Source organism: Caballeronia sp. LZ003, assembly GCF_031451465.1.
Lineage (GTDB): Bacteria > Pseudomonadota > Gammaproteobacteria > Burkholderiales > Burkholderiaceae > Caballeronia.
This window is the reverse complement of sequence record NZ_JARUXJ010000002.1, coordinates 691760-705784: the sequence shown is the minus strand read 5'-3', so window position 1 is coordinate 705784 and position 14025 is coordinate 691760. Positions and strand designations below refer to the sequence as shown.

Here is a 14025-nt window from a genome sequence, read left to right as displayed (position 1 = left end):
GACGCAACGGGCGCAACGGGCGCGACTTCAGGACATCGGCCGGATCGATATGGACTACCGTAACCCGGCGAAACGCAAGAGCATGCACGGACGCATCGTGCAGGAACTCGGCATGCAGATCGTGAGCGGCGTGTTCGCGCCGGGACAACGTCTGCCTGCCGAGCCCGCGCTCTGCGAAACCTATGGCGTGAGCCGTCCCGTGCTGCGTGAAGCCACGCGCGTGCTGGTGGCGAAGGGACTCGTCGTCTCGAAGCCGCGCGTGGGCAGCGTGGTGCGTGCGCGCGACGAATGGCACATGCTCGATCCCGATGTGCTCGTCTGGACCGTCGGCAATCTCCGTGAAGGCGAGTTCTTTCGTTCGCTGATGACGGTGCGGCAGATCATCGAGCCTGCCGCTGCGGCGCTCGCCGCCATCTCTGCAACGAACGAGGATATCGAGCGTATCGGCGCGGCATATAAGAGCATGGAAGCCGCGCAGACCGCCGAAGAACTGCTCGAACCGGATCTGTATTTTCATCGCGCGATCATGTCCGCGACGCACAACGACATGCTCGCGTATATCGGCAATATGCTGTCGCTCGCGCTGTCGGAATCGATCAAGCTGACGAGCCGGCATCCGAACACGCATGCGCTGTCGCTGCCGCGGCACAAAGCCATTCTCACGGCAATAGCGCATCGCGATGCGCTCGCCGCGCGTCAGGCGAGCCTCGTGCAACTCAACCACGCGCGCGCCGATGCAACGTCCATTCTGGGCGGCGCAGCCCTGGAACCCGAGCGGCCGCTGTCGGGTTAAGTCAGGATGTCGGTCGCTTTGTGATCCCTATCCACGCCATCGATGAAGAACACCGCGCTGCTCGCGTGCTTCGTGCGTAGCGGCAGGATGCGTTGATAAGCGTCGGATTCGTACCAGGCGCGCACTTGCGCGAGATCGGGAAAGGCGATCACGATGAGATCGCCTTTCCACTCTCCCTCGCGCATTTCCGGGCGTTCACCGTGAATGATGAAGTGACCGTCGAAGGGCGCGAGCGTCGCATCGATCGCTTCCAGGTATTGAACGATATCCGCGCACATCTCGACTTCGTGCAGTTGGCCCACGGCGTATGCGGTAATTCGAATGTCTCCCGTTTGATGAGGTGAAGACATCTTCGCGTGCGCCGTGCCGTGCGTCGATTACCTGAGAGGTAAGGCGTGGCCCGCGCTTCAAGCCGATGCAGCGACCACCGCCACCGACGCCTCGCTCGTCAGCATCAGGAAGGTCAGCGTTTCGCGCAGATAGAGTTGCACGGTCGTGTCCGTATGGCTCGTATAGCCTATGGAGAGGTCCTGCCCGAGATGCAGTTCGTAGTCGCCACCGCGCGTGGAAAGCACGCAGCCGCCCTTGATGGCAGGCGCCCAGATGAGATCGCCATCCACTATGCGCTTGATATGCTGGATCACCGGATAGCCTTGATCGCTGGCTTCGGCGAGCGCCGTGTAGGCATCCGCGCCGAGCAGCACCGTGTACGGACCGTCCACGCCCGCAAGCCGCAATTTCTCCAGCGACTCACTAATGGCACGCGGATAGTCGCTTACGTCGGCAGGCAGTGTCGTCGCGTCGTTGGACGATCCTTCGCGGATGCCCGTGATGTCCGCCGCGCGGAAACCATCGAAAACGGCGCTGTCTTCGGCGATAGCCAGTTCGCTCGCCGCCGTCTTCGCGGGCTGCCAGTCGCCGTCGTTCGAACCGCGCTCGACGCTGTCGATCGATTCGCGCTGCAACGTGAAAGGCACCGTCAGTTCGATGAGCGTCCTCACGTCGTAACGCTTCGCGCTCACGCCCTTGGCAGGCGATGCAATCGCCGTCTGATGTCCCGTTCCCACGCCCGAAAGATCGACACCGCCGGGACCTTTCACATCCACCACGCGCCGGCCGGCAAGCGAGCGCTTGAAGGTGCGCGCCACTTCCGCTTCGATTTGCGACCATGCCGCGCTCGAAATGGGCGCGAGCTCGCGATGCAGGTTATTCATGTCAGGACTGTCCTTTGAGTGAACCGATGTTCAGTGAGCCGTCCGCACGGCTCGGCGTTGCATCGGAAGAAGACGACGATGACGATGCGGGCGCGGGTTGTGCGGCGGGATCGCGGTCGGCGAGTGCTTCGAGCAAGTCGGCCGACGGTACGAAGAACAAGCCGCCCGTGACGGCGTGACTGAAGTCGAGCAGCCGGTCGTAGTTGCCGGGCGGCCTGCCGACGAACATGTTCTCCATCATCTGCTCGGTGGGCGCGGGCGAACGCGCATAGCCGATGAAATACGTGCCGAACTCGCCCGCGCCGGGCCGTCCGAAGGCCATGTTGTGACGCAGGATTTTCACTTCCTGGCCGTTTTCATCGAGCGTGGTGAGCGAACTGTGCGAGCACGAGGGTTTCACCGCTGCGTCGAGTTCGATATCGGACAGCTTCTTGCGGCCGATGATCTTCTCCTGCTGCTCTACCGTCAGCGCGTTCCAAGCGGCCATCTTGTGCAGATACTTTTGCACGATCACATAGCTGCCGCCCGCAAATTCCGCATCTTCCTCACCGATGATCGCGAAGTACTGCGCCGCGCGGCCCGATGGATTTTCGGTGCCATCCACGAAGCCGACCATATCGCGCAGATCGAAGTAACGAAAGCCGTGCACTTCATCGACGACGGTAACGGCATCGCCGAGTGCCTCGAGCATTTGCGCAGCAAGCTCGAAGCACAGGTCCATGTGGTCCGCGCGGATATGCAGCAGAATGTCGCCGGGCGTGGAAATGGCGCGCCGCTCGCCCGAACCGAACTCGCGGAACGGATGCAGCGCGGCCGGGCGTGGCGAGCCGAACAGCGAGTCCCAAATGTCGGAGCCGAAGCCGCACACGCAAGAGAGATTCGCGGTTGGAGCCCGCGTGCCGACTGCGCGGACCAGCGCGGCGATATCGCCGCACCAGGAGCGCACGGTGTCGCCGTGCTCGCGTCCGTGCGCCACCGTGGCGACGATAAAGATCGCGCTGCGCGAAATGGGGTTACAGACAGCTTGCGATTCCGGAATCTCGTTGGGCATCTGTTCTATTCGATTGCAAGGGATGATGTTGTCGTAGGCGAAGCGGCTTCAACCGACGCGCACCACGACCGCTCCGGGCCGATGCTCGAGTTCGTCGTTGAACCAGGTTTGCGCGCGCTCGCGCTCGGCTACGTCGGAGTGGGAAGGATCGTTGAGAAAGCGATGCCGGATGGTGCGACGCGCCCACTCTATGCCGTCGCGTAGCGCTTCTTCGACGGTGCGCCATTCCGGCTGCGTGGTCTGCGGCCATTCGTCGATGACGGACGCGCCATCGCGACGAACGTCGATATCCGCGACCCACGCTTCGCGCTCGTTGCGCTTGGCGCGCACGGAAATCTCGAACCCTGCATAAACGTCAACGGCTGACTCCATGGCTTCCTCCACTCGGCATACATGGACATGGTTTCGAAGTGCGTCGTGCCGCCGTCTTTTTCCTGCTGATGACAAAGCGGTGAACGAAATTCTAGATTACAACAAGTTCGTGAAAATGACGTTGAAACGTGCACTCGGTTTGTTGCCGCAGCCCTGTCGAAAATCATTGTACGGATGGACGCATGATTTATTATTTCGTCATCCGAATCAATTTGGCAGGAAGGAAGCCGCTTTCGATTCACGCTTTCATTGCGCGACCGGAATCCATCGCGCGTCACTTCGCGCTTGAAAGAGCCCTTTGTGTATCTCGACGATGAATGCGAACGTCAGTCTATTCGTCGTGTTCGTTGGCGGTGCGCGTCTCGTTGCGCAAGTGCCGCCCGAATGAAATCGGGGCGACAAAACGATGAAGCGTTTTGTCATTCCCCTCATTGTGCTCGCGGTGTTGATTGCGTTGCTTTCGGCGAACTCGCGGCGCTTGACGTCAGCGCTCATCGACTGGGCTTCGAGAGCGATTGAAGTGGTCATCGACGAAGTCGTGTGCTGAAACGACTCCGTCTCGACTGAGGTTGCTTACTGCTCGTCGGTTGGCGTGGTGGCTTTGCGCGACCGGCTCGTGCGTGACGTCGTTTTGCGCGCTTTTTTTACGGGCTTCGGAATGTCGGTTGCATCGCCAGGCTGCACGAAAACGCCTGTATCCGAGGACGCGATAGCGCTTTCGGCGGCCTTCTTTGCAGCGGTCTTTCGCCCGCCGCGTCGGCTCGCTGAGGGCTTCTTCTCGGTGTGAGATGCAGCGGTGGGTCCCTGGTTGATCGGCGCGGCGGGTTCGTCGGTGACTTCAGACGCGTCGTTATCACTCGATGCGCGACGCTGCGCGTCTCTTCGGCCATTACGCTTGCCCCGCCCGCGTGGATAGCCCGTGGGTTCGTCGGCGAGTGCGGACGCGTCGTTGTCAGGCGACGCTTGCAAGCGCTCCGACGCGTCTTCGCGACTATCGTGATCGCCGGGTACGACTGCGTGGCCCGCAACTTCGAACGTGTCGTCGTCAGCCAAAGCGCGTGCGAATTCGGGCGCAGGACGCTGCGAGCCTCGGCGATCATTCCGCCTGCCACGTCCACGCGAATGGTGGCCCGAGGGTTCGTCGGCAGTTGCGAGCGCGTCGTTGTCGGCAGACTCTTGCGCGGGATATTGCGCGTCTTCGCGGGTATGCTCCGTGAATTCATCCACGACTTCGAATGTGTCGTCATCGGCCGAAGTTTGCACGGCCTCCGCAACGGCATGCTGCTTGTCCTTCCGGCCGCCACGCTTATCGCGTCGGCGCTGATTGCTCTGAGGCTCCGCCACCGCTTCTCCCTGCCCCGCATCCGCGCTCACCGTCTGGGCCGCACGAAAGACAAAAGAGCCGGACTTGTCATCGCGACCGACTTCCAGCAGACCGCGCGAACGCGCCTCGTCGAGCAGATTCCCAAACGCGCGAAAGCCATAGTGCGATTCGCTGAACCCCGGCTTGCGACGCTTAATCGCGCTCTTGAGCACCGACGCCCAAATCTTTTCGCCCTCGCCTCGCTCGGACACCAGCGCCTCGAAAGTCTCCACGGCGATCGCGACCGCCTGCGACTTGCGCGCGTCGGGCTCCTGCTTGGGCTGCCGGTCGGCATCGGCGGGACGCTTGGTTGCCACGTTCGCCTCGCGTTTGGCGAGCGCGCGCTGCTGCTCGCGCACGAGGTCGTCGTAGAAAATGAATTCGTCGCAATTGGCGACGAGCAAGTCGGAGGTCGAGTTTTTCACCCCCACGCCGATCACCTTCTTCGCGTTCTCGCGCAACTTCGAAACGAGGGGCGAGAAGTCCGAGTCGCCGCTGATGATGACGAACGTATCGACGTGCGACTTCGTGTAGCAAAGGTCGAGCGCATCGACGACGAGCCGGATATCGGCTGAATTCTTGCCCGACTGCCGCACGTGCGGAATCTCGATCAGCTCGAAACTTGCCTCGTGCATCGCGGACTTGAAGCCCTTGTAGCGATCCCAGTCGCAATAAGCCTTCTTCACGACGATGCTGCCTTTGAGGAGCAATCGTTCGAGCACGGGCTTGATGTCGAACTTTTCGTACTTCGCGTCGCGCACGCCGAGCGCGACGTTTTCGAAGTCGCAAAAGAGCGCCATGCTGACGCTATCCTGATTCGCGGGCATACAGCTTCCTGGTGAAACGCGGGAGCGCTGTCCCGCTGGCATCGGTCACGCTGGCTTCAAGCCCGCTCTGACCTTCTTCATCTTGTTGAAAACGTGCGAGCAGAATGCATCCGCGACCACGCGATTGACGGTGAGGATATTGTCGGCGCTCAGGGTTTCACGCGAGACGCCCTGCTTCTCGATGAGACGCTGCGGAATCAGTTGACTCACGAACGACTGACACAGTTCGCGCCGCAGCGGCGCATCGGCGGCTTCGAAAAACTCGCGGCCCGCCTTCGTCTCTTCGCCCATCTTTGCGCGGGCCGTGTCGTTCTGTGCCTGGATGCTGGCTTCGAGCTGCGCTTGCGCGTCGGTGTGATCGCGGCGCGTCTTCTTGTCGTCTTCGAGTTGCTTCGCCTTGATCGACGCCATCTTGCGATCCGCCTCGCCGATCCGGTAATTGCCCTCGAGCGCCTTGAACAGATAGCCGCGCGGACTGACCGTGACCTTGCCTTCGTTCAGCTTGAAACGCGTGTATTCGATAGCCTGCTGAAGACGCTCGTCGGTCCAGAGGTCGCGGCGGCTCGCGAGGCGCTCGAAGTCGGGGGTGTCGAAGGCAAATTCGTTGTGGAGCACGAGATACATCGAGTCCTGAATGCCGGCTCGGGCTGCATCGGCGCCCTGCTTCTTCGTGAAGCGAAAACGAATCTTCAGCTTGTCGCCCGATACGCGTTCCGCATTGGGTTCCCAGCTGACATCGAAATCAGATACTTCATTGAGCTGATCGATGGCGGGTTCGAGAAAGCGCTTCTTGAACTCCTTCACCTCTTTTCGCGATTCGCCGACCTTGCCGGGCCACTCGATCACTTCCGAGAACGGAAACCATTCGGTCACGCCGTGCCCTTCGCAGGGAATCAGACGGTCGTAGATGGCGCGCGCAAGCGACAATGAAAATGCCGTCGATGCGCGCAAGCTCAGCCAATGCGCCTTGTACGGGCTGATCAGATACTTGATGACGCGCCCCGCCAGCAGAATGCAAACGACGTTGCGCTCGATATAGCAGTCGCCGAGCAGACTGATGGTGCCCCACGAATCTTTCTCGGTGAGTTCTTCGATAGACGGCGCCGTCATGATTTCGACCCGCGCCCGTGCCGCCGAGCGCATTTGCGCGATCAGGTGGCTATGGTTGCGGCTGTCGTAGCGCATCAGCCACTTGAAGTAGTTGATGTCGGCTGTGAAGGTGTAGACCTTGTCGTCGATCAGTTCATCGGGCGCCTTGGTGGCCACGATGAAGTAGGCGGCGTCCAGCACGCGGCGTGCGGCGATGCCGAGGCCACCGACCCGCGTGAAAATGTTGTTGCGCAGAAAGCCGATGTCCCTCGTGGACTCGCAAATAGCCGAGCCTTGCGAGGACATGTCTTCGTAGATGTCCAAGGCGAGTTGCTGCGGCGTAGCGGTGAGGTCCTGAGCTTGCATGCGTTTGGTTCGGTTCGATTCCCCGGCACTCTATCAGGCGACAAAGGCGTGTCAACACAAAAACCACCCCGGTTGCGTGCGAAGCGATCCGCACAAAAAGCGCCCCGGCAGTCGGACGGCTTGCCCAATTTCCGACCCGCAGCTCACAACTTCCGCCCTGTCGTTCACATTTTCCGGCCTATCGCGCACAAAAACCGCCCTGTACAGCACAAAAAGCGTCCCTATCCACAGGGGTGATCTTTGATTCGAAACGGTTTTTCGGTCTCTGTTTGTAGGTTTGCGGGTTAAAGTTTACAAAAGTACAGAACAAACCGGATCTCGCGGAAAATAGGGATCTTCGAATTTTGGTATATAAGTCCTTGAAATCATTGATTAAGTCGTGTTGCACAAAAAGCGACCCCGGGGTGGTTTTTGTGCAACCGTTCTAAGGTCGACGATGTGTGCGGGCGTCATTGGTCAAGATTAGGCATTGGCGACAAAGTTTGACGCGTCTTCGGCGACAATAAATCGCTAATAAACAAGGAGTTAGGCCGTGCGTGTGTCTGCGTGCGATTAGCTCCGATTTTCGCTACAACCTTGTTTACGCGTTATCGTGTATTCTGCGCTTCGACATCAAAACAAGGAGGAAGCGCAGAATGGCCAACGTAGGCACCCTACCGATGGAAGACCGCAGGGTCACGCTTCGGGAAGTCGCGGAGTTCGCCGATAACCTCGAACCTTTCTCGGACAATCTTCGCGAACAGATCCTAGCGCCTCGTCCGCGTAAACTTGCGCCGTATTACACGATCGGCGAGCTTGCGGAGATGTGCAATCTAACGCGGCAGCAGATTCAATATCTTGTGACCAAGGGCGAAGGCGGCTTGCCGCAAGGCACGCTCAACGGCAACGGCCGCAGCCGTACGTTCACGCTGCCCGAGGTTCGTCTGTGGGTGAAGATGGCGTCCGATATCTATCAGACTCGTCTCGCGGACGGCGAAAGCGATTTCCGAGGGAAAGTGCTGACGACTGCACAGCTCAAAGGCGGCTCTGCTAAGACAACGACGACTGTATGTCTTGCGCAGGCATTGACGCTGTTGGGACGTAAGGTACTGCTGGTTGACTTGGATCCGCAAGCATCGGCGTCCGAGCTTTGCGGACTCTATGCCGAGAAGGAAATCTCCGGAGACGACACCGTGCTCCCCTACATATATGACCAAAATGTCGAAGGCGGTCTGGGCGCGAGCGTTCAGTCGACCTATTGGGATGGACTCGACATCATTCCAGGTCACACGTTCCTCTATGGCGCGGAGTTCTTGCTGCCCGCGCGTCAGAAGACGATTCAGGGATATCGCTTTTGGGCGGTCCTCCGTGAAGGTCTTGAGCCTTTGAAGGCGCAGTATGACTACATACTGATCGATACGTCGCCGTCGCTCTCGTATATGAATCTGAACGCGTTGCTCGCAGCGGATGCGCTTGTCATGCCGATGATTCCCGAGAACCTCGACTTCATCAGTTCGCTCGCATTTTGGCGTCTGTTCTCCGATGTCGCGGAAGACTTTTTGCCCTATGAGGAAGACAAGGTCTATGACTTCATTTCGATCTTGTTGTCCAAGGTCGATTACGGAAAGACGTCTTCAGCTCCGGTCGTTCGTCAGTGGGCACAGAGTGCGTATGGACGGTGGCTCGATCCGTTCGAAATCCCGGCAAGTTCTGTCATGAGTGGAGGAGCTTTGTCCTTTTCAACTGCGCTCGATGTAGTGAGCACGCACTCGATCGCCAAGTCGCTTCAGCGTGTTCGTCAGCCGATGATGCAGTATGCCAAGTGGCTAGATGACATGTTCGTCAAATCCTGGAAGGAGTCGGCATGAGCAATAACATCAGAGAACAACTCATGGCCAAGACGGCCAACTTGCCGAAGCCGGCAGACTTCAAAGGCGAGACGAAGAAGGACAAGTCGGCGCGCGGTCCGCAAACCATGCCGGGAATTACAAGTGCCTTGGCGGCGGCCCAACTTCGGATTCAGGAGTTGGAGGGGAAGGGCGTCGAGACTGAGATTCCGGTGAGTGAGATCGTACCGAATCCCTGGCAGCCTCGTCGGCAGTTCAACGAAGCCAAGCTCTCGGAGCTAGCACGTTCGATTGATGAGGTCGGCTTGCTGCAAGCCGTTACCGTCCGCCGTTTGGGTGATGGGTTTCAGTTGGTTGCGGGCGAGCGGCGGCTTCGCGCTCATAAGCTGATCAATCGCGAGAACATCAGGGCGGTGGTGATCGAGTGTTCGGATCAAGACATGGCGGCGCTTGCGCTGATGGAAAATGTCACGCGAGATGATCTTTCCGATTATGAGATCGCAATTTCGATTCGACGGGCTGAAGCAGAGTTTCCTAATCGAACCCGACTCGCGCAAGCGATGGGTATCTCGCGTAGCGACCTATATCGTTTTTTGGCCTATGACGATCTGCCGGATTTTGTGAAGCGTGACCTTGATTTGAATCCGGCGGTATTGGGTGCTTCATCGGCACAAGATACAGTTAATGCGCTCAAGAGGACCGGTGAATCTGGAGTGCGGGCCCTCGAAGAGTTGTGGCCGCAGGTCGTGTCGGGTGATCTAGTTCAAACAAAGCTGGCGGCTAGTTTGAGCGCGCAGGCGGGACAGCGTGGTTCTTCTACGGATGCCGGCGGAAGAAGCATTTTAAAGATTTTCGCGGGGAAGGTTCAGGCTGGGAGCATTACTAAAGACGTGAAGGGACTTACGTTCAAGTTCAAGTCTGGTGTGATGACCGAGGAACAGGAAAGTCAGCTTAGGGAACATATTGGGAAAATGTTTTCGATTCGGTCGGAGTGATGTTTGAAGACTCTTAACCCGCCGCTGGCGGGTTTTTTTTGCGCGAAGCTTATGTACTGTAGCTACAGCCATCCCAAAGTCGCATCGAAGTGTCCGAACTTGGACAGTTTTCCGAATACGCGTGCGCACTTCAGCGCATAAAGTCATTTTTTGCAAGTGAGTCCACACTCGGTCGGGTGCGGCGACTATCGCTTCGCAATCTCATGTGCTTCTTGTGCATTGTCGACGCGTTAAAGTCCAGAGGTTCTAACAATTTCTCGCGATGAGTGCGGAAAGGGTACTCGCCGTTGTGAGATGAATGTACAAGCGAGATAGATCTGTCTGTTTCCGCGCGGCAGAATATTTCGACTGACGCTGCCGTTTAGCGAGCATTAGCGTGGCGCCTGCCGGTGGTTCCCCTCCGCTACCCTGCCGGCGTCGATGTGGACGCTCGCAAACACTCTGCTGTTCAACATTACTTTAAGCAAATTCGAGTTGAAGAGACCTTCGCACCACCGGCGCAGAGCGCCGTTTCGCTGGTACGTAGCATTAACTAATGAGCAACTCTAGCGAGCGCTTTAGTTAACGTGCAGCGCACGCCTCCCGCCTTGCTCGCGCTTCTCATGACTGTCCGAATTCGGACAGTTTCGTCCGTGAACGAAGTTTGCAGATCGAGACACACGTGCCAGTCCACGATCGCGCGCCGTCGCTAAGACACAATTTACGGTGCAAGACGGATGACGCCACGCTCGCAAAATCTTGAAGCATTGAAATTGCGTGTATGCACAACTTAGGCGATAGCGCTTCGACCGTTATGGGGTGCAGTTGCACGCCGATGATTCAGCACCATAGGCGAGGATCGAGTGTAGCGGTCTTGAGGCGCCGGACCCTGGGTGTCCGAATTCGGACAGGCAGTCGGAGAAGTTGATAGCTTGGCTTTGAGGCATCCGCAACGCATGAACAGACGCAGCAAAATGGGGCGATATGCCGACCTATTCGAGGGGAATGAGTGTCCGAATTCGGACATGCGAACATGGGCTTGTAAGGTTCTTTCGACCAAAAGGCATGCATGGTCATCCTCTTGCGCGACTTTGACGATGGCTTTCCTGATGCTCGCAGATTCCTGTCCCGAGTTTCGACGGCTATTAATCACCGGTTCGCGCACGCCAAACAACAGGTGACTCACGCAATCCAGTACATGTCACGGCATGTGAAATCACGTCGCTGCTCAGGGTTCGTTCAGTGAGGCTGATGGGCATGCGTCGGCCTGGCTTTCATCTCGCGCTGGCGTCGCGGCTATCGCCGGGCGATAAACAGTAAGGCAGCAAAACTTTCTATGGTCGGATTGTTGCTCATTCGCGCGGCGGTAATTCCCCATCCGCGTTTAAGATCGCGTTCCTTGAGCGCCGCTGCTTTTTTCGAGTACATGAGGCAGTGCGGTCGGATATATGTCGCTGACAAATGCTGCCTAAGTGCTTTGGACCCCCAGTGCCGTCTGAGTGCTCCCATCTCCCGAAAGCAATTGGTCGTCCTGGCCGCAGAAACCTAACCATCGATCAAAACCGTGCCGTTATTGCCGTGGCCCAGTGATCTGCCGAGACGAGATGCAGTGCTCCAACTCAATAAACAACGATTCGGCCCTTGAGGGGCAGGCGTCCGCGATGACGTTTGCGAGTTCCGCCTGGTCAATACGTGATACAGGGAGAGCGCATCTAAAGTCGATGATGTATGTGTTGCAACACGTGGGACGACTGCTCATCCAAAAGGGAGTACGGATATTCAGGCGAGTGGACTGCTCGGACTTACTTCGGCGCTGTGTAAGTGACTGGACAATTGAGCTCAAGCGCTGCGTTGGAGACCAATTTCCTCGGCGCTGATTAAGTCGAAGCGTGTTCGAACGCAAGCTCCAGGCGCATTCAATCTGCGCTCTGTCCTCTCCAACTGGCCAAAAGTGAAGGAAGTCCAAGCGTGCAATCGCAACTATGTGCATAACAGCAATATCGACGCTAACTCCGTAAAACTAAGTCAATGACGCAATACGCCGCGCAACTTGAGTTGCGCTCGAGAAGAGGGGAGGGGCGGCAAAGAGCAGCCGCATTTGGTTGGCTGGGTTCGAGTGTCTTTAACCTCCGCGCTCCTCGCCGAATAAGGCAGGTAAGAAACACTAGGAATGGACTCGGCTGTATGCGCACCGGCATTGACATGCACGGCTACTTCCATGGCGCCAGCTTAGACGGCACCTTAGGTATGCCGCAACATCGCGGCGGGGACCATGGATGCTTCACCGCATCAGAAAGACCAAATACCGCCGCACCTTCGTGAAACAGCAAGGCAGAAAGCGACTGGCAGATTTAGCATTCGATGACAGACGGCACTCGGAGGCTTTGCGCCGAGTCGCCAACTACTTTCGCACAGCTTCGCATAACGTTTGTAACGCTGCTGGGGAAGCGCGCCACGCATGCCACATTTGCTTACTGTGTAATGGCCAGTCGATGGTTGATAGAAACGGAGCCAGACGCCGGCTAGTTGGCGACCAAGGCATGATCCTGCAAAGGAAGAAAGTCCTCTTAATCAAGGCCTGACTAGCCATAGATCGACCGAGCCACACCAGACCGGGGCTCGCATCGCGGAATGCATTTGCACGCGTAGTCGGGTTAAACAATGATCACGATCAGGCGTCTTGAACTCCACGCAGCAGAGGTGCCGCGAAAGCCTCCAAACCGGTTTAACTCTCGACCATTAAACAGCTTTGAGTCCAAAATCGCGTGAAGAAATGCTGAGATATCGATGCATCTGCAAGCGCGACACAGTCACGACCGTGAAACAGTGTCGTCTCCTTGTGGCTTCAATTTATCTCTTTTAAATCAGATAGTTAGGAGTAGAAATGCAAGTTGTTTCACGCAACTAAGCAGCCTTTGGCCGGTCAGAACTAGCCGACTTGGCAAAACCTGAACGGAAAACAACATGCAAGCGCTTGATTTCAGTTCGACGTATCAAACAATACGCTTTTCGTATTTAAGTTTGAGAATGCGCAAGACGCCTCATATAAGCTCCGACGCAAATTAGCAACCGCTGATCGGCGAACCAACACATCTGCGGTTCAGCAAAAACAATCAAACTCTCGCCGACTCGCGCGTCGGTGCTTCGGAAAGTTGGACACCAACAGCGACACACGCATCGGGTTTATTCAAAAAGTTCGTCGCAATACAAAGCCCTCGCGCGACGCTGATAAACCGCCGCTCACACCCAAGCACCCACCGAACCCAATCTGACCCACGAAGAATCAAAAGTCCCTAACCAAAGCGACCACCATAACCACGAACAGCAACAACGCACTCACCCCGTCGCCAAATCGCCACCCGCGCATACGTCATCAACCAACACGACATCAAATACGACAAACAACAACCCATCAAAACCGATACCCCACCGAAAGAAACGTCACGATCGGATCGAGCTTGATCTTCGATTCACTCCGCACCGTCCCCACCGCTGAATTCGTCGTCAACGTCGCTCGTGCCGACAGCCACATATAAGACACCGAAAACGCCGCCGACCAATGCTGCGTGAAGTTATAGGCAAAGCCCGCATTCACCACTGGCGCAAACGAACCGCTGATGTGCGCCGTCGTCGGTCCAGTCAGCGCGGTTCCAAATTGCGGCGAGTAAAGAAACGCGCCATTTGACATCGCCGAACTGAGCTTTACATCCGAGAACCACACATAAGACGCGCCCGCGCCGACATAAGGCCGGAATTTGCTCTGCGCGCTCATGAAGTAGTACTTCAGCAAGAGGGTAGGACTCCACTCGCGCGCCGTGCCGAGCTCGCCCAGGCGTCCGAGGGTGCCGTTGCCATCGAGATGAAATTTCGGCGCCACGCCGGCGATTCCCTCGACCGCAATGTGATCGGTGAAGAAGTAAGCCGCCGTGAGTCCGAGCGTGTCCGAGTTACTGACAGAAGCGCCCGCGCCCGGCGATGTCATCGATTGTCCGAGCGCCGAGATGTTGAACGGATCGCTCGAATCCTGCGGCGCAAAGTGCATCCAGCCGGCGTTGAGCTGAATATCCCCGGCGGCCTGTGCGTGTGCACCCGTCGCGCAAAGCGCCGCCATTGCCGCACATGCCATCAATTTGATCTTCATTCTGCTGTT

At 57.7% G+C, this 14025-nt stretch carries 11 protein-coding genes; 4 read left to right on the top strand and 7 right to left on the bottom strand.

All coding sequences use genetic code 11. The features are described 5' to 3' along the window. The first annotated feature begins 49 nt into the window (after positions 1-49). Positions 50-793, top strand: coding sequence for a FadR/GntR family transcriptional regulator (locus QCE79_RS17825; RefSeq protein WP_244831068.1), 744 nt, complete (start codon positions 50-52; stop codon positions 791-793). On the opposite strand, the gene QCE79_RS17820 is transcribed toward QCE79_RS17825, so the two are convergent. From QCE79_RS17820 to QCE79_RS17805, 4 genes are all read right to left on the bottom strand, one after another. Beyond that, positions 790-1110 carry a DUF1330 domain-containing protein gene (locus QCE79_RS17820; protein ID WP_244831067.1) on the bottom strand — a complete coding sequence of 107 codons (321 nt, stop codon included), beginning with the start codon at positions 1108-1110 and terminating at the stop codon, positions 790-792. The two genes, QCE79_RS17825 and QCE79_RS17820, sit on opposite strands and share 4 nt — an antisense overlap. Before the next feature lie 90 nt (positions 1111-1200). Beyond that, the gene (locus QCE79_RS17815; protein ID WP_250493834.1) at positions 1201-2007 is read right to left on the bottom strand and encodes a family 1 encapsulin nanocompartment shell protein; all 807 of its coding nucleotides are present in this window, start codon (positions 2005-2007) and stop codon (positions 1201-1203) included. 1 nt (position 2008) lies between these two features. Further along, positions 2009-3058, bottom strand: a complete 1050-nt coding sequence (locus QCE79_RS17810) for a Dyp-type peroxidase (RefSeq protein ID WP_309846455.1) — start codon at positions 3056-3058, stop codon at positions 2009-2011. 48 nt (positions 3059-3106) lie between these two features. Beyond that, positions 3107-3430 (bottom strand): DUF6566 family protein, encoded by a 324-nt coding sequence (locus QCE79_RS17805; RefSeq protein ID WP_250467782.1) that lies wholly within the window; start codon positions 3428-3430, stop codon positions 3107-3109. A gap of 406 nt (positions 3431-3836) precedes the next feature. Between QCE79_RS17805 and QCE79_RS17800 the strand changes: the two genes are divergently transcribed. Next, a complete protein-coding gene (locus QCE79_RS17800; protein WP_309846452.1) occupies positions 3837-3977 on the top strand; it encodes a hypothetical protein in 141 nt (46 codons plus the stop codon). A 26-nt stretch (positions 3978-4003) separates the two neighbouring features. Here QCE79_RS17800 and QCE79_RS17795 read toward each other — a convergent pair whose 3' ends face one another. Both QCE79_RS17795 and QCE79_RS17790 read right to left on the bottom strand, forming a co-directional pair. After that, the gene (locus QCE79_RS17795) at positions 4004-5620 is read right to left on the bottom strand and encodes an NYN domain-containing protein (protein WP_309846449.1); all 1617 of its coding nucleotides are present in this window, start codon (positions 5618-5620) and stop codon (positions 4004-4006) included. A gap of 45 nt (positions 5621-5665) precedes the next feature. Beyond that, positions 5666-7075: a replication initiation protein gene (locus QCE79_RS17790; protein ID WP_250467778.1), complete on the bottom strand. Its 1410-nt coding sequence runs from the start codon at positions 7073-7075 to the stop codon at positions 5666-5668. 635 nt (positions 7076-7710) lie between these two features. On the opposite strand from QCE79_RS17790, the gene QCE79_RS17785 reads away from it, so the two are divergent. Then, a complete protein-coding gene (locus tag QCE79_RS17785; RefSeq protein ID WP_244831060.1) occupies positions 7711-8922 on the top strand; it encodes a ParA family protein in 1212 nt (403 codons plus the stop codon). Continuing rightward, positions 8919-9896: a ParB/RepB/Spo0J family partition protein gene (locus QCE79_RS17780; protein WP_309846444.1), complete on the top strand. Its 978-nt coding sequence runs from the start codon at positions 8919-8921 to the stop codon at positions 9894-9896. Before QCE79_RS17785 ends, QCE79_RS17780 begins: the two co-directional genes overlap by 4 nt. Before the next feature lie 3391 nt (positions 9897-13287). Here QCE79_RS17780 and QCE79_RS17775 read toward each other — a convergent pair. After that, positions 13288-14010: an OmpW/AlkL family protein gene (locus QCE79_RS17775; RefSeq protein ID WP_404989382.1), complete on the bottom strand. Its 723-nt coding sequence runs from the start codon at positions 14008-14010 to the stop codon at positions 13288-13290. Between the last annotated feature and the right edge of the window lie 15 nt (positions 14011-14025).